Source organism: Novosphingobium sp. PP1Y (genome assembly GCF_000253255.1).
In the GTDB taxonomy this organism is placed as follows: Bacteria; Pseudomonadota; Alphaproteobacteria; order Sphingomonadales; family Sphingomonadaceae; genus Novosphingobium.
Window position 1 is genome coordinate 155,001 of sequence record NC_015580.1, and the last position, 16,719, is coordinate 171,719.

Consider the following 16,719-nt stretch of genomic DNA (forward strand, 5'->3'; position numbering starts at 1 on the left):
TAAACAGCGCGGTCTTTATGCAGGGCTGTCGTTGATGGTGTGGATTCTCAAGCGTGAGGTAAGAGCATTTGGTGGATGCCTTGGCATGTACAGGCGATGAAGGACGTGGCACGCTGCGATAAGCGTCGGGGAGTTGTGAGCAAACTTTGATCCGGCGATTTCCGAATGGGGAAACCCACCTTCACCATTTCTCTCGGTTCGTGAGCGATCACGGGTTGAGTGAGGTGGATAAGGTATCACCTTGGCGAATATATAGCCTTGGTGAAGCGAACCCGGGGAACTGAAACATCTAAGTACCCGGAGGAAAAGACATCAACCGAGATTCCGTTAGTAGTGGCGAGCGAACGCGGACCAGGCCAGTGCTTCTTGTTCAACTAGCAGAACACTTTGGAAAGAGTGACCATAGCGGGTGACAGTCCCGTATGCGAAAGCGAGACAAGAAGACTCGAGTAGGGCGGGACACGTGAAATCCTGTCTGAACATGGGGGGACCACCCTCCAAGCCTAAATACTCGTACATGACCGATAGCGAACACAGTACCGTGAGGGAAAGGTGAAAAGCACCCCGATGAGGGGAGTGAAACAGTACCTGAAACCGAATGCTTACAAGCAGTTGGAGCCTCTTTAGGGGGTGACAGCGTACCTCTTGCATAATGGGTCAGTGACTTAATGTACCATGCGAGCTTAAGCCGTTAGGTGTAGGCGCAGCGAAAGCGAGTCTGAACAGGGCGAATTGAGTATGGTGTATTAGACCCGAAACCCGGCGATCTAGGCATGACCAGGTTGAAGGTGCGGTAACACGCACTGGAGGACCGAACCGGTGAATGTTGAAAAATTCTCGGATGAGTTGTGTTTAGGGGTGAAAGGCCAATCAAGCCGGGAAATAGCTGGTTCTCCGCGAAATCTATTGAGGTAGAGCGTCGAATGATTGCCGTTGGGGGTAGAGCACTGGATGGATGCGGGGGTCGCGAGATCTACCAATTCTAACCAAACTCCGAATACCAACGAGTCTAGTTCGGCAGACAGACGGCGGGTGCTAAGGTCCGTCGTCAAAAGGGAAACAGCCCTAACCTACAGCTAAGGTCCCCAAGTCATCACTAAGTGGGAAAGCATGTGGAACTTCCAAAACAACCAGGAGGTTGGCTTAGAAGCAGCCATCCTTTAAAGAAAGCGTAACAGCTCACTGGTCTAAATAAGAGGTTCTGCGGCGAAAATGTAACGGGGCTCAAGTGATGCACCGAAGCTTAGGGTGTGATCTTCGGATCACGCGGTAGCGGAGCGTTCCGTAGGCGAGTGAAGCGGGAGGGTAACCGACCGTGGACGTATCGGAAGTGCGAATGCTGACATGAGTAGCGATAAAGAGGGTGAGATGCCCTCTCGCCGAAAGACCAAGGGTTCCTGCTTAAAGCTAATCTGAGCAGGGTGAGCCGGCCCCTAAGACGAGCCCGAAGGGGGTAGTCGATGGGAACCACGTTAATATTCGTGGGCCTGGAGATGTGTGACGGATCGCGTGTGTTGTACAACCTTATCGGATTGGTTGTGCTTCGAAGCGGTTCCAGGAAATAGCCTCTCCGTATAGACCGTACCCGAAACCGACACAGGTGGTCAGGTAGAGTATACCAAGGCGCTTGAGAGAAGTATCCTGAAGGAACTCGGCAAATTGCCTCCGTACCTTCGGAAGAAGGAGGCCCCATGTTTGCGCAAGCAGATGTGGGGGGCACAGGCCAGGGGGTAGCGACTGTTTAGCAAAAACACAGGACTCTGCTAAGTCGGCTTCAAGACGACGTATAGGGTCTGACGCCTGCCCGGTGCCGGAAGGTTAAGAGGAGGAGTGCAAGCTCCGAATTGAAGCCCCGGTAAACGGCGGCCGTAACTATAACGGTCCTAAGGTAGCGAAATTCCTTGTCGGGTAAGTTCCGACCTGCACGAATGGCGTAACGACTTCCCCACTGTCTCCAGGATATGCTCAGCGAAATTGAATTCTCCGTGAAGATGCGGAGTACCCGCGGTTAGACGGAAAGACCCCGTGCACCTTTACTGCAGCTTCAGAGTGGCATTGGAAAATTATTGTGTAGCATAGGTGGGAGGCTTTGAAGCACCGGCGCCAGCTGGTGTGGAGCCATAGGTGAAATACCACCCTGTGATTTTTTAATGTCTAACCTCGTACCGTTAGCCGGTACAGGGACCCTCTGTGGCGGGTAGTTTGACTGGGGCGGTCGCCTCCTAAAGAGTAACGGAGGCGCGCGATGGTAGGCTCAGGCCGGTTGGAAACCGGCTGCAAGAGTGCAATGGCATAAGCCTGCCTGACTGCGAGATTGACGAATCGAGCAGAGACGAAAGTCGGTCATAGTGATCCGGTGGTCCCTCGTGGAAGGGCCATCGCTCAACGGATAAAAGGTACGCCGGGGATAACAGGCTGATGATTCCCAAGAGCTCATATCGACGGAATCGTTTGGCACCTCGATGTCGGCTCATCACATCCTGGGGCTGGAGCAGGTCCCAAGGGTTTGGCTGTTCGCCAATTAAAGTGGTACGTGAGCTGGGTTCAGAACGTCGCGAGACAGTTTGGTCCCTATCTGCCGTGGGCGTCGATACTTGAGAGGAGTTGACCCTAGTACGAGAGGACCGGGTTGAACATGCCTCTGGTGTACCTGTCGTGGCGCCAGCCGCGCAGCAGGGTAGCTATGCATGGACGGGATAACCGCTGAAAGCATCTAAGCGGGAAGCCTCCCTCAAGATTAGGTATCTTCGAGTCGTGATAGACCATCACGTTGATAGGCCGGGTGTGGAAGCGTGGTAACGCGTGGAGCTAACCGGTCCTAATAACTCTGATCATGCTTGATGAATCCCACCATCAATGACAGCTCTGCACACCGTGCAGCAGCGTCAGTGATGACCGGACGATCATCCAGCCAGATAATGCACGGATACATTCATCGATTAAAAAGCACGCCAGCTCCATTGCTTGGTGACCATAGCGTCAGTGACCCACCCGATCCCATCTCGAACTCGGCCGTGAAACCTGACAGCGCCGATGGTACTTGCGCTCAAGCGTTGGAAGAGTAGGACGTCGCCAGGCATTGAAGCCGGCGTGCAAAAAACCCATCACAATCTCAAGAACAACGAGGGCCAAGGGATAACTCCCAAGGCCCTCTTTGTGTCTCTAACCTGAGACACGTGGAAATTACGCCGAACCGAAGCCAAGGGCTTCGCAAGGCCGAACGGCCGTCCGAGCTTATGCAAGGATAGCCAAACCGGCGGATGCCGGTGCCGGTAATTGAGGCAACATCATTGACGCGGGGTGGAGCAGCCCGGTAGCTCGTCAGGCTCATAACCTGAAGGTCGTAGGTTCAAATCCTACCCCCGCAACCAATGATAACAATGACTTAGTCGCTAAGAGCCAAGCTCCACGGAACACCGTGTCCGCGCCAGGTCCGCTTTTCCCGATTAAAAAAATGAAACGCTGGTCCCGAAGGTGGCTGGCGACAATCTCTATGTTATGAGCAAGCCTCTAATTTGATGAGGGTGTTGCTCTAATGAATCCTGTGATCGGTGCTCAACTTCGCGAGTTTGCTAAAAACCACGCTCTCGGCGGCACTGGCCAAGATACTCAGTTCGAAATCTATAGCATATTCGCAGTTTTGAATGGCCTGCTGGGTGAAGGCATTGACCCATACGAGGTGCATTTGGCTGGCAGTGAATTCGGTGTCGATGGCATTGCAATCATAATTCAAGGTGAGATTGTCCGTAATCGCGCCGAGGCAGAGGAAAAGCTGGCAGCGATAAAAAACCCCGTTGTCGAGTTTATTTTCTTCCAGTCGAAAACTGGAACTTCCTATGATTACGGCGATATCTCCAAATTTTTCGACGCTGTTACCGGCTTTTTTGACGGAAATCTCGTCGGCGAAAGTCCTGACATCGACGATTGTATCGCCGCTAAGGATGCGATCTATGAAGCTGGAACGGGTAAGCGAAATCCAAAGATAAGCTGCTATTATATTGCAACTGGAACTTACGAGCAGCCCACTCGCACTGAAAAACTTAAATCGAAATTTAAGTCTGATCTTGAGGAAACAAATATCTTCGACAACGAAACGATAACTGTTCAATTCGTTGGGGCTCGTGATCTACAGGCTTGGTATAGAGCGGCAACCAGCGCTGTTGAAGTGGAGATCGATTTTCCTCGGAATGTGGTTATGCCGTCGAATGCACACGTGGAAGAAGCCTACGTCGGATATATCGGTGCGCGCGACCTGGTGAAATTATTCACTCAATTAGATGCTGACGGCGCTGTCGTTGGAATCAATCGTTCCGTGTTTTACGATAACATCCGTGACTATGATCCAACGTCACGAGTGAACGTTGCGATCAAAGAATCGGTTAAGTCTGGCGGTGGTTCCGAATTCGTATTCCGCAACAACGGAATTACGGTAGTTTCGAAGAATATAGATAGGACGGGTGATAAGTTCAAATTGGAGGACTATCAGATCGTAAATGGTTGCCAAACTAGCAACGTGATATTTGATATGGTTCATTCAGGCGAAGATTCTGAGTTTGGTGAAGGGCTCCTGGATTCTATTCAGGTTCCGCTTCGACTTATTGGATCGAAGGATGATGACTTTGTCTCTTCCATTATCGTAGGGACAAATCGCCAGAACCCTGTTCGCGACGAACAGTTTTGGGCATTGCGCCCGTTCATGAAAAGCTTGGAAGAGTACTGCAGAAATCTAGACGCGGAGGAAATAATTTTCTTCGAGCGGCGCGACAATCAGTATCGGTATCAAGATGTCGAGCGTACACGCGTTATGCAACCTTCAGTTCTTATGAAAGCGGTTGCCGCTGGATTGCTATTCCAGCCGCAGAGGGCTGCGCGTGATTATCGCGGTATATTGGCGGAGTATGAAAGCAAAATTTTCCAAGATGCGCATGATGTTAGAATATATCACGCCATAGCTTACTTGTACTACCGATTGGAGTTCTTGTGGCGTAACCAGAAGATCGAGAATAGCTATAAAACATTCAGGTATTACATTCTTGCCGGAATTGGGCTAATCACGACGGAGGGGTGCGACGTTTTCCAACAAAAGCGCGCAAAAATTGCAGCTATCGCCCAGAAAATCGTCGCGATTGCTAAATCGGAGGACGATCTGAAGGCTACCATCGCGACGATTGTTGAGGTGGTGGAAGCCAGACTAGAAGGTGCTGGAGTTTCGACACAGGAGCGCATTCGAGATACAATCCGCTCCGAAACGTTCTCTTCGATGTTTAGGGAAAAAATGGCAACATTGATATAAGTTATAATTGAGAAGTTAATAGATGGTGCGGAATCTACTAACTGCTTTTGCTAGCTTTTTCGCGAAATGGGGTGGCGCTTTATCAATCTCTAGCGCCATCTCTTTGCCACAAAATTCTGCAAATTCTCTCAATTTATCAGTATCTAGTCCGTGAAGTGCTGCGCGCGTCGTCAGCAAGCCTGCCATTTGTTGCTTTAACATTTTATCGTGCTCGTCGCGCTGGACGGATTTCGTTAAATCTGGATCGGCAAAATTCCGCATCTCGAAGAGGTCGTCGCTGATTTCCTGCCGCACGGCTTGCCATAATGAGGCTTCCGGCCACCGGGAACGATTGCTGTCATCGGTCGGGGTGGCATAGCGGATAGCGTTCAGGCTGCCAGTGACGGTATCGCCGAACCGATTGTCCAGATCGCGCCAGGACGAAATTCTCCATCGTGTCTTGAGGTGCTGCTTACCTGCGCGGATTTCCACCCGCCAGACCGGGCTATCAGCGGGGCAGTCACGGACGAGGGTAGGGCGCCCCTCTTTTGAGCGTGTGGCATCCCAAATGTCCCACCACGCCGTTTTGCGCTTCGCAACGATCTCTGCGCGCTTGTCGTAGACGATTAACTGCCGCCCCGGCATCTTGCCCACCGTGACCGATGTAACGCGCCCAGAGCGGCCATTGACGCCGATCTCATGGATTTCGTGATGATCGGCACGGCGAGCGTTGGAGTGCATGACGAAATGCTCAGGCGTCAGCGTGAAACCCGGGAGCAGGTAATCAAGCGCGTAGTCCACCCTGCCAATGCTCTCTGCATTGGGCTGCAAGGCAATGTCCAAGGCCCCCATTACGGCGTAGATATAGGCTCTAGCGCCGCCGAGGCCCTTCGTCGCCAATAGGAATGAACTGCATGATACCCGAACGCCCCAAGGGTCATGAATGCTGGGGCGCTTAAAGAACCACGTTGCGCCGAACTCGCCAGTAGTGGCGCTGAACGCATATCCGCCTTTGGCGCCGGTCTCGAACACGGCGAGCAGAATGCCATTCCATTCGAGCGGCTCTCTTTGGTGCGACTTACCGGCTTGGGTTTTTGCGTTGTCCAGAGCTTCGGCGAACTTGGTGCTGATCTGGCCCTGAAAGCTGACGTCCAGTCCATCGAACCCGCGATAAAGCAATTCCGTCATGGTTTTTGTCCGCGAATGTATTTCTGGAGGGGGGTGCTACAAAGACCCCCCTTCCAAATAACGTTGTCCTGAAATGTGGAGCATGACGCTGCACGCAGTGCGTTCCTCGCTCTCGCTGCGGTTCGCGCTGCGTTTTGCATCCTGTCAGTACCTTGGGGGCGTGATCGTGAAACGGATCAGCCAGTCCAGCAGATCGGCCTTCAAATAGAGAACTAGTCCGCCCTCACGATGGTATTTCGGCCCGCGCCCTTCATGGCGCATTCTTGCAAGCGTTCGTGGGCTACGACGAAGGACGGGAGCTGCTTCGTCTGGGGTAAGGTATTCGCTAGGTAAGGCAGATGAACGCACCGCATGTCTCCAGAAACTGAGGCGCCTGCGGCTGTGTTGGATGCACACCGTCGCTTGCGCCGAGTAGAAGGGAGCAGGGCCGGTTGGCGGTCGTTTGTGGTGCTTTGAAGTGTTCGCCGGTATCTTCTGTCTGACGCGCTTCTTGTCTATCTAGGCCAGGTCACGTTTGCCTCAGTGGCATTTCGCTGCGTGCTGCCTTCAATCAATGTGCGTTTGTCGCGTCGGTTACTGATCAGATGGCGTTGATACTCGATAGCTGAATGTCTTGGGGCCAGCCCTGCCGCTTTAAGAAGGCATAGCGTTCAAAAGCATGCAAGCTCTTTTTTGGCTTGGCAGGGGATGGCATCCAGAGGCGTCGTTTGTCATCGTTCCAGACCAATCCCAACTGATAGAGGGACGCTTTCGGCGGCCAGCCGGAGCGAATCGTCATAGAGGTTGGCATAACGTTTGGTCGTTTGGGGGCTGGAATGCCCGAGCAATTCACCGACGACGAGCAGGGATTGGCCTGACGATGCCAGCAGGCTGGCGAATGTGTGGCGTAGATCGTGGATGCGGACCTGATCCAAACCGGCAACCGTGCAAGCTTTGCGCCATGTCTTGCGGACTTCAACGAGCGGCGCGCCGTGACTTCCGGGAAACACGAACGTCCCTACAGCCACGGCGCGCCGCCGTTCGAGAATTTCCGCAACAGTGGTCGAGAATGGAACGCGATGTTCCCGGCGTTGTTTGGTCTCGGCGCTAGGCTTGATCCAGATGCGATGCTGCAAATCGAACTGGCTCCATTTCGCGTTCAATGCTTCGCCCCTACGGCAGCCGGTAAGCAGCATGAAAAGCAGAGCATCGGCAGACGCCTTCTCGGGATGCTCTTCCAAGGCGCGAACCAATTTTCCGACCTCGTCACGCCCAAGATATCGCGTCCGCTTCGGTTCAGGATTTCTGCGTGCCCCGGACGCCGGATTGCGTTCGAGCCACTCCCACCGGATCGCAAGATTGAGGGCCTTGCGCAGAACCTCGATTACCCGGTTCGCGCGGGTTGGACGTTTGGTGCTGATAGCTCGATGTAGCTCGTCGCAATCAGCAGAGGTCAGGTCAGAGACTTTTCGTGCGCCGAGGGCAGGCAGAATGTCCTTGATCCACATTGAGCGATCGTCTGCAGCAGATCGCGGGGCCTTCGTTGGCAAGTGCTCTATGGCGTAGCGTTCGAACAGGTCGCGGACAGTGGGCGCTTTGCGGTCTGAGATCCGCTCATCCAGAGGATCGATGCCAAGATCGATTTGCCGCTTTAAGTGCTCGGCTTGCTTGCGGGCGGCGAGAAGCTTCCAAGTGGGATATTGCCCGATAGTGATTCGGCGTTCCCGCCCCTTGACGCGATAGTTGAGCACAAAAGAGCGAACGCCCTTGGCCGTGACGCGCAATCCGAAGCCCGGTAGTTTTGCGTCATAGATGATCCGATTGCCAGAGGCGGGCGGCTCAGCATCCCGCACCAATTGGTCTGAAAGCTTGTCTCGACGCGCTTGTGTCCGTTCTGTGTCCGCGTTTGATTGCGATATGGTTGGCATTGGCTGTCTCCGAGCGCGCACGATTGTCCGTTGAAAAGCGCTGCAATTCAGTAATTTATGCCGGATATGGCAATTAATTCAAGGGGTTCGGAATAGGCCTGTTCTCAGGCTCATAACCTGAAGGTCGTAGGTTCAAATCCTACCCCCGCAACCAATGGTGTACGACTTAAGCCCCCAGCGCCCAGCCGCCGGGGGCTTTGTCGTTTGCAGCCCGCGGCCATGCTTGCCACCGCGGCTGTCACCGCCATGGACCACCACTGCCTCGATCAGAGCGCGGATCGTGTTCCTCGAGCCAATCGCACACCCTGATTTACCGTTGGCGAGGAGGCGGTGATTGTGATTCCATGGCGTTGAGCGATAGAGGCGGAAAGTGTCTCTACAGCGTGGCTTTTTCGATCTGGACGAGCGGTATGTGACGCTGTCGGCGGCGGGCGATCGCGCAAGACCAACCGGGGATCGCTGCCAGCTCACCTGGAGCGGATTGAACAGGTCGTCGACGTCGAGAGCAAGGCTTGCCGCAGTTGTGGCGGCGCCCACCATCAGATCGGCGAAGACGTGGCTGAACGGCTCGATTTCATGCCCACCACCTTCCGTGTTCTTGTCACGCGCCGTCCGCGCTACGGTTGCCGCTCGTGCGAGAGTGCGGTCGTGCAGGCCCCGGCACCGGCACGGATCGTCGAAGGTGGCATCAACACCGAAGCGCTGGTCGCGCAGGTTCTGGCGGCCAAGTAGGCCGATCACCTGCCGCTGGACCGTCAGGCGCAGTTCCAAGATCTCTGGAATCAACCGGCACGTCTGGCTGAGTGATACGCTCACGAAATTGGCCGCGGGTCATCCCGCCAATGCCGTCAGCGAACTCATGCCCTGGACAGCCGTGGGCTGAAAACACCGCTTACGTCTCATTGGGAGCACTTCTGGCGAGGCTATGCGCCTATCGACTGGGGCAATCCGCAGTCTGGGACAGGTTGCTGTTCGAGGGCATTGTCAGAGACGGGCCGTTGAATGCAGCGGCGTTCGCAATGACGGGCGAGCATCGGCGCTGGCGGAACTCTCGTCGGAATGTAACGAGATCGTGCTTGGTACTCTCGAAATTCTCGCGATGAAACTGCGGCGCCGACTCGGCCTCACAGGCAATCCGCAGCCCCGACCAATGGCGCCGACGACCGCCATTGCTGATAATCTCATACACAGACATCCGCATATGCTCAGGACATAGCCCCAAGCCTCCATCTTAGGCCTGAGGGTGTCCGGTCAAAACAGGGGCCAGATCAGATGGCGAAATCCTGACAGAGCGCTAAGACATGGTGCGCCGGAGGGGGGAAGATTGCCAGCATACTCGTTGGACTGGGTGCGCCCGAAGGTTCGATAGGCCTCGAGATCGTTGACACGGTCGAAAGGCCGACCGGCAGGGCAGATTGGCAAAGCCACCAGGTGGTCGGCACCGCGCTGATCTTTGCCTCGTGCGCTACAGCCCGCCCGCCCAATCGTAGCCTGTCGCCGATCCGGAGAGGTCTTCGCTTCTGGGCTGCCCGTGGATATCTCCGTGCCGTCAGCGCGCGGAGAGTGGCCGATGAAACGGCCTCGCTCCACGAATCGCAGGCGTCGGGAATCCAGCGGCTATTTTCGTCGATCCGGAAGGGGGCAACCTGCACTTTTCGAGCCGGGCCCCCTCTGGGTAGAAGCGGTCAGGGCCTATGGGAAAGGGACCATCCACCGATACGCCATATCGACGGAGTCCTTGCCTTTATGTCGAAGTACCGGCGTTGCACGCATCCTTAATCGCCAACGCGCATTTGAAAAGCGGCCTTCAACCGGGGCCGTTTCCGGCGCGAATTTTCCGCATCAGGCCTTCGTAATCGAAGATGGTGGTTTGCGGGGTATAGGCGTCGGTCAGCCGCAGCTTTAAGTACTTTCCGGCACTCTTGATATATTCGCTGCTGTCATTTTGCGTAGCCCTGGCTATTTCGAGCGCGGGCATCGCTGCGCGTCCGATATAGGTAAGGGCGTTCAGGGCATAGAGGCGCACTTGCCATGGGCCCGAGGCCGCGAGAGCGACCAGCACTTCCACTCCCTCGTCGGCATGGCCGAGTTTGGTCAGCGCTTCTGCCGCGACTATGCGCACCTGCGGTTCATTGTCGGCTAGGAGACGCTGCAGGTCGGCTTTGGCCGATGCGGCTTTTTCCCCGAGGATGAGAAGGCCCGTCGCCGCCCAATAACGCATGACGGGGGCGCTGTGCCGAGCCGCGCGGCGCAGGGCGCCCAGGCCGCTGGCTTTGCCGCGAGCGGCCGTGGCGGCAAGCGCCATCACTTCCTTGAGCGGATAGAGCGCGGTGTCGCGGCTTTCGCTCCAGCCTTCGCCGGGCATCGTCTCGGGCAGGAAGCCGTTGTCGTTGATCGCCAACATCTGCGCATCGAGCGCCCCGCTCAGTTCCGCCAGCGTGGCGCGATGCTCGGGTGAGGCGGCAAGGTCGTTGATCTCATGGGGATCGGCCGCAAGATCATAGAGCTCTTCGAATGGCTTGGGCTGGAAAAAACGGTCCTGAACCGGGTTCAGCGTGCCGTCGATGTGCGCCTGCTCCCATTCCTGATAGCCCTTGGCCAGCCATTCGAACGCCTGCTGCTGGCCCCAGGGACGATGCGGCATGTAGTTGCGGATATAGCGCCAGCGACCATCGGTGACGGTGCGCTGGAAGTCGATCCGCTCGTCCATGCGGTTGCGCATGCCAAAGGCATAGCGTTGCGGCTGCGCCCTGGCGCTCAGGAACGGTTTGCCGCGCATATAGGCGGGCTGCCTGGCCCCTGCCAGCGCCAGCACGGTGGGGGCCAGGTCGATGAAGCTGACGGGCGAGGTGATCTCGGATCCGGGGCGTCCGGGCAGCAGGTGCTGCCACTTGGGCGGGGCATAGACGACCATGGCACAGCGCAGGCCCTCATCGTAGCAATAGCGCTTGGATCGGCCCAGCACGCCGCCGTTATCCGAATAGTAGAAGACGATCGTGTCGTCCGCCAGGCCATCGGCCTCCAGTTCGGCAAGACGTTCGGCCAGTTGTCCGTCCATCTTTTCCATCAGGTTGTAATAGCTGGCGAAGTCCTGCCGCGTGCCCGGCGTATCGGGCAGGAATGGCGGGATCGACACCATTTCTGGCGTGACCCGGCCCGTCGTCGGCTTGAAAATGCGCGATTCATGCGTCGTCTGGTAGTTGAAGACGGCCATGAACGGCTGGCTCTTGTCCTCGCGCGAACGCCAGTGCGCTTCGTCGCCCTGACCGTCCCAGATCTTCTCCGGGTCGACATCGCAGTTGTAGTCGGTTTTGGCGCTGTTGGTGCAAAAGTAGCCGGCTTCGCGCATCAGTTCGGGATACGTGCGCAGTTCCTGCGGCAGCTGCGCCTGGGCGCGCATGTGGTTGGCTGGCGCGCAGCTTTCCGGATAGACGCCGGTGAGGATGCCGAAGCGCGAGGGTGCACAGACCGGCGCGTTGGAATAGGTGTTGCGGAACAGGAGCCCCTTCCTGGCCAGCTCATCGATCGTGGGAGTGTGCGCCAGCTTGTCGCCGTAGGCGCCGATGAAGGGGTTGTTGTCCTCGCTCACGAGCCAGAGAATGTTGGGCCGTGCCTGTCCGGTGGCTGCGGCGCGCACTGGCCCCGCTGCCGCCAGTGCGGCAGCGCCCGCGGCACTTCCGAGGAGATTGCGGCGTGTCAGATCGTGTCCCATCACTTCGCGTCTCCGTCGACCTGGCGCTTCAGCTCTTGGGCAAGCGGAGGCGTGTAGATTACCGGCTTGCCGGCGGCATGCTGTTGCAGCTTGTAGGGCGTGTCGGGGAGGATCGGATCGAGCCGGTCCGTCGGATTCGGCTTGATGTACCATTCCTTGGGGAAATCAGCCGCGTGCGGGCCATTCACGCTGCGCCGCACCGCGCCGGTGGAAAGGCGCGCGCTGTAGGGGATCGAGTGCTTCCCTTCGCTGTTGGCGAGCTGCTCGTAAAGCGCGATGCGCAGTTCCTGCTTCTTCGCCGCCCATCTGGGATCTTCGGCAAGATTGTGCATCTCCTCTGGATCGTTCCTCAGGTCGTAGAGCTCGTCGATGTCATAGACGCCGTAATACTGGATGTACTTTATCCGGTCGCGCTCGATAGCGAAGGTGCCGGGGGTCATCGGGAAGTTGTATTCCCAATAGTATTCGTACGTGAAATCGCCCGGCTTCCAGTCGGCCGCCTCGATCTTGCCTTTCCACAAGGGCCACGCGCTGCTGCCCTCGAACTGCGGCGGACGCTGGGCGCCTGCGACATCGAGGAAGGTTGGCGCGAAATCGAGATTGCGGATGCGGCCGGTGTTGACTGCGTTGGCGGGCACCGTGCCCGGTTCCCAGACGACGAGCGGCACGCGGATGGAGGCTTCGTAAGCGTTGCGCTTGTCGATCAGGCCATGCTCGCCGGTCATGAAGCCGTTGTCCGACGTAAAGACGACCAGCGTATCCTTTTCCAGGTGGTTCTTGCGCAGGTACGTCATGATGCGGCCCAGGCTGTCATCGATCGCGGATAGCGTGCCGTAATAGTACTTGAGGTACTCAGTCATCGGCACGTCGGCGTTGTAGAAGAAATCGATGCCGTGCCAGGTGTTGCGCTGGTTCTGCACCCACACCGGCTTGCCGGCGTTGTTTTCCGGCGTGTCGGCCGCGCTGGCGGGCAGGGTGAACTTCGCGTCGTCGTACTGGTGGGCATAGCGCGGCGGCGGCAGCGGGTCCGAATGGACGCCCTTGTGGCTGAGATAGAGGAAGAAGGGCTTTTTCGGATCACGCTCCTTCGTCAGCCAGTTCATCGCATAATCGGTGAGCTCATCGGTGATGTAGCCCTTTTGCGGGACTTCCTTGCCATCCACGTTGAGATTGGGCGAGGAATGCGGGCCCGCTTGCTTTGCAGGCCAGTAATTGCCCTGGCCCATGAAGCTGACCCACTTGTCGAAGCCGGGACGCGGCGCATCGGTGCTGGCGCCCATGTGCCACTTGCCGAAGAAAGCCGTGTCGTAGCCTACCTGCTGCAGGTACTTGGGAAAAAACGTCAGGCCTTCTTCGGAACTGTCGTTGTTGTCGACCACGCCATGGTTGCGGGCGGTTTGCCCGGTCAGGATCGTGGCGCGGCTGGGGCTGCACAGCGACGACGTGACGACGGCATTGGGAAAGTACGTGCCTTCCTTCGCCATGCGATCGATGTTGGGCGTCTTGAGCAAGCCGGGCTGGAGGAAGCCCATGCCATCATAACGCAAGTCGTCCACCAGCACGAAGATAATGTTGCGCGGGTGCTGCGCCGCTGGAGCGGGGGCGGCTTCGGGAGTCTTGGCGGCGGCGGGCAGGGCTGGCAGCGCAACGGCTGCGAAGCAGGCGGCGCCCAGAAGCGCACGTGCGGTAATAGCGAGCTTGTTCTTCATCGATGACAGCCTTCTCAATAAACCATCTCGGTCTCGCGACCGTTGATCTTTACCTTGCGAGTGAGGTGCAGCTCCCACAGCGGATCGGGCAGGCTGGTGCGGAACCGGTCGATTTCGCCCGACAGGCGCTTGGCGTTGGCGGTGTCCTTGGCCGTCAGATCCTGCGATTCGGCCGGATCGCTCTCCAGGTCGTACAGGTGCGACTGCTGCCAATCGCGCGACACCCACAGCTTCTTCGAACCCTGGCGCGCCGCATAGACAGGTTCCTGACCCCACACGAGGAGGCGGTCGGCATCAGGCTTGCGCACCGTCGTCAAGAGATCCCGGCCTTCCAGTTCTGCCGGAAGCGGTTTCCTGGGGTTGACCGCCTTCATCACCGTGGCCGCAATATCCAGCGACGAAACCGGTGCATCGACGGTGGCATGCGGCTTGAGAGCAGCGGGCCAGGACATCATGAACGGCACGCGCGTCCCGCCTTCCAGATAGGTGAACTTGCCTGAACCCCAGGGATGGTTGGTATTGCAGAAGCCGAAGCGTTCGGGGCAGCCGTTGTCGGACAGGAAGACGACGATCGTGTTCTCGCGCAAGCCGCGCTCTTCCAGCGTGTCGAGGATCTGGCCAACGCCATCGTCCATCGCCGCGATCATGGCGATGTATGTGCGTCGGACCGGGTCCTTCACGTTCGCGAAGCGATCGTAATAGGCCTGGGGCACCTGCAGCGGCCAGTGCGGCGCGTTGTAGGCGACGTAGGAGAAGAAGGGCTGCTTGGCATCGGCCGAGCGATTGATGAAATCGACTGCACGATCGGTGATCTGGTTCGTCAGGTACTTCGAGAAGTCGTCCGCCGGGCGTGCATCGGGGCCTTCGACCATGGCGTGATTGCCTTCGCCCGGGCCGATCTCGTACTTGTCGACCTTGGTCGGCGTGGTGACGATACCCGGCGTCTTGGGGTCGACGTAGTTGGTTTCGCCGGCAAGGAATCCGAAGAATTCGTCAAAGCCGCGGTTGGTGGGATAGAACTGCCGGTCGGCGCCGAGGTGCCATTTGCCGAAAGCGGCGGTGCGATAGCCCAGCGGCTGCAGGCGATCGGCGATGGTCTTCTGGCCCACCGGCAAACCGGCGCCGACATCGCCCTTGTCGTTGATGTTGTAGGTGAACCCGAACCGCTGCGGCATGCGCCCGGTCATCAGGCCGGCGCGGCTGACCGCACAGACCGACGCGGCGACATAGCCGCTCGAGAAGGCGACGCCGGTTTTCGCGATGCGATCGATGTTGGGAGTGGGCACGTCGGTCCGGCCATATGTGGAGACATCCGCCCAATCGAGATCGTCGACCAGCACCACGACCACATTGGGCCGCGTGAGATCGACTTTGGCGGGGACGCTTGCGGGCACGCGGCGCGCAGCCGCTTGCACCGGCACAACGCCGGTCATGCCGATCGCGCAGGCGCCCGCGAGCAGGCTGGCGGCGATTGCGTTGCGAAATGTCATCATTCGTCTCCCGATGGAGTGCGGCCGCATCCGGCCACGGTCGAGGGTTGGGCCGGATCGACGGAAGGGTATCCCTCGCACCACGGGAAGCGTTCCGGGTTGAGTGGCCCGTCCTTGGTTTCGTCCAGCACCTTGCGAAGGGCTGCATAATGCCTGGCGGCTTCACCCTTGCGCTGCGCTGAGGGCACTTCCGTTTCCACGCCGGAAACAGGGTTCATGGAAACGAAGCGGCCATCGCCGTAGAGCTTCCAGGTGGCATCGAAGGCAAAGCGGACAGGCTTGTGCACCCACTGGGGGGCATAGTGCATGAAGATGTTCTGACGGACCGACGATGCCTTGCCTTCCATCACCGGCCACTGGCTGACCCCGTCGACCTTGCCCGCAAGCTGCGGCTTGCCGGCGATATCGGCAAAGGTGGGCAGCATGTCGGCAAAGTCCACCAGAGCGTCAGACACCTTGTGCTGCCCGACGCCGGGGCCCCAGGCAATGAAGGGGACATGGGTGCCGTTGATGGTGGGCCGGCCCTTTCCGCCCTGGATCGCATATCCGTCACGCGTCGAAGTGATCTGGCGGTTCGTGCCGTTGTCGCCGGTGAAAATCACGACGGTGTTCTTGTCGAGCCCTTCGTCCTTCAGCCGCTGCATCAGGTCGCCCACCTTGCGGTCCATGTAGGTGACCATGCCGCTGAAACGATCCTTGTTGCCCTTGGCCGTCATGGAATCGGGCGTCTGGACGAAGGGATTGTGGACCAGCACCATCGAATAATAGAGGAAGAAGGGCTTGTCCTTGTGACGCGAGATGAAATCGAGCGCCATGTCGCTGTCGAGATCGGGTCCGAAGCCTTCCTCGTTGATCTTGGGGTTGCCATTGTACGCGCGGGTCGGCCCCCAGTAGCGCGATCCCTTGGCGGTCAGGGCCTGAAGCTGCCACAGGTAGCTTTCGTCAAAGCCCGCAGCTTCGGGCGTGATGCCGACGCGACCGTCGAAACCGTTGCCCATAAGCTGCCACTTGCCGAACATGCCGGTGACGTAGCCGGCATCCTTCATGACGTTGCCGAAGGTGCGCTGGCCGGGTGCGAGATACCCGAACGCTTCGTAGTTGCGCCAGTTTTCCTGACCCGTCATGAGCCGGGTGCGCGATGGCGAGCACAACGGCGTGGCATGGGCGTTCTGGAACAGCGTGCCCTGTGCTGCCAGGCGATCCACGTTGGGCGTGTAATATTCTCCGCCGTAGGCATTGATGCCTTCCACGCCCAGGTCGTCCGCGAGGATCAGGATGACGTTCGGGGGCCCGGACGTGCGCGCAGGAACGCCGGCGTTCACGGGGCGGGGCGCCTGCGCGGCCTCGGCCTTCGGCCGCGCTGCCAATGCGCCTTGGGGAAGGCCGGCCAGAACGCTGGTGGCCGCGATGGCGGCGCAAAACTTGGTGAAACGTTGCAAGA

At 58.0% G+C, this 16,719-nt stretch carries 9 protein-coding genes, 2 tRNA genes, 2 rRNA genes and 1 pseudogene; 7 read left to right on the forward strand and 7 right to left on the reverse strand.

Annotated elements, in window-relative coordinates:
• Nucleotides 1-48 precede the first annotated feature (48 nt).
• From PP1Y_RS06875 to PP1Y_RS06890, 4 genes are all read left to right on the forward strand, one after another.
• Nucleotides 49-2,842 (forward strand): 23S ribosomal RNA (locus tag PP1Y_RS06875).
• Between the two features lie 121 nt (nucleotides 2,843-2,963).
• Nucleotides 2,964-3,078: ribosomal RNA gene (gene rrf / locus PP1Y_RS06880) — 5S ribosomal RNA — on the forward strand.
• 216 nt (nucleotides 3,079-3,294) lie between these two features.
• Nucleotides 3,295-3,371 (forward strand) — tRNA-Met (locus tag PP1Y_RS06885).
• A gap of 164 nt (nucleotides 3,372-3,535) precedes the next feature.
• Nucleotides 3,536-5,293 (forward strand): AIPR family protein, encoded by a 1,758-nt coding sequence (locus PP1Y_RS06890; protein ID WP_013831585.1) that lies wholly within the window; start codon nucleotides 3,536-3,538, stop codon nucleotides 5,291-5,293.
• A gap of 15 nt (nucleotides 5,294-5,308) precedes the next feature.
• Here the strand turns inward: PP1Y_RS06890 and PP1Y_RS06895 are convergent, their stop codons facing one another.
• From PP1Y_RS06895 to PP1Y_RS06900, 3 genes are all read right to left on the reverse strand, one after another.
• On the reverse strand, nucleotides 5,309-6,460 hold the full coding sequence (locus tag PP1Y_RS06895) for a hypothetical protein (RefSeq protein WP_013831586.1): 1,152 nt from the start codon (nucleotides 6,458-6,460) through the stop codon (nucleotides 5,309-5,311).
• A gap of 144 nt (nucleotides 6,461-6,604) precedes the next feature.
• A complete protein-coding gene (locus PP1Y_RS26605) occupies nucleotides 6,605-6,721 on the reverse strand; it encodes a hypothetical protein (RefSeq protein WP_369799492.1) in 117 nt (38 codons plus the stop codon).
• 449 nt (nucleotides 6,722-7,170) lie between these two features.
• Nucleotides 7,171-8,367: a site-specific integrase gene (locus tag PP1Y_RS06900; RefSeq protein WP_013831587.1), complete on the reverse strand. Its 1,197-nt coding sequence runs from the start codon at nucleotides 8,365-8,367 to the stop codon at nucleotides 7,171-7,173.
• A gap of 79 nt (nucleotides 8,368-8,446) precedes the next feature.
• Between PP1Y_RS06900 and PP1Y_RS06905 the strand changes: the two genes are divergently transcribed.
• The 3 genes and pseudogenes from PP1Y_RS06905 (at nucleotide 8,447) to PP1Y_RS26610 (ending at nucleotide 9,250) form a co-directional block, all read left to right on the forward strand.
• A tRNA-OTHER gene (locus tag PP1Y_RS06905) sits at nucleotides 8,447-8,521 on the forward strand.
• A gap of 284 nt (nucleotides 8,522-8,805) precedes the next feature.
• Nucleotides 8,806-9,096, forward strand: a pseudogene (locus PP1Y_RS25285) (IS66 family transposase zinc-finger binding domain-containing protein); the annotation flags it as partial.
• Complete coding sequence (locus PP1Y_RS26610; protein ID WP_158511838.1) at nucleotides 9,050-9,250, forward strand: transposase domain-containing protein; 201 nt, start codon at nucleotides 9,050-9,052, stop codon at nucleotides 9,248-9,250. The pseudogene PP1Y_RS25285 and the gene PP1Y_RS26610, both read left to right, overlap by 47 nt.
• A gap of 924 nt (nucleotides 9,251-10,174) precedes the next feature.
• Here PP1Y_RS26610 and PP1Y_RS06910 read toward each other — a convergent pair.
• Genes PP1Y_RS06910 through PP1Y_RS06925 form a run of 4 tightly spaced genes read right to left on the reverse strand, consistent with a single transcriptional unit; the run spans nucleotide 10,175 to nucleotide 16,717 of the window.
• Nucleotides 10,175-12,079, reverse strand: coding sequence for a sulfatase-like hydrolase/transferase (locus PP1Y_RS06910; protein ID WP_013831590.1), 1,905 nt, complete (start codon nucleotides 12,077-12,079; stop codon nucleotides 10,175-10,177).
• Entirely contained in the window at nucleotides 12,079-13,788 is a 1,710-nt protein-coding gene (locus PP1Y_RS06915; protein ID WP_013831591.1) for a sulfatase, read from the reverse strand. The genes PP1Y_RS06910 and PP1Y_RS06915 overlap by 1 nt, the downstream gene beginning before the upstream one ends.
• A 14-nt stretch (nucleotides 13,789-13,802) precedes the next feature.
• Nucleotides 13,803-15,278, reverse strand: coding sequence for a sulfatase (locus tag PP1Y_RS06920; RefSeq protein WP_232512569.1), 1,476 nt, complete (start codon nucleotides 15,276-15,278; stop codon nucleotides 13,803-13,805).
• Complete coding sequence (locus tag PP1Y_RS06925) at nucleotides 15,278-16,717, reverse strand: sulfatase-like hydrolase/transferase (RefSeq protein WP_051009989.1); 1,440 nt, start codon at nucleotides 16,715-16,717, stop codon at nucleotides 15,278-15,280. The genes PP1Y_RS06920 and PP1Y_RS06925 overlap by 1 nt, the downstream gene beginning before the upstream one ends.
• Between the last annotated feature and the right edge of the window lie 2 nt (nucleotides 16,718-16,719).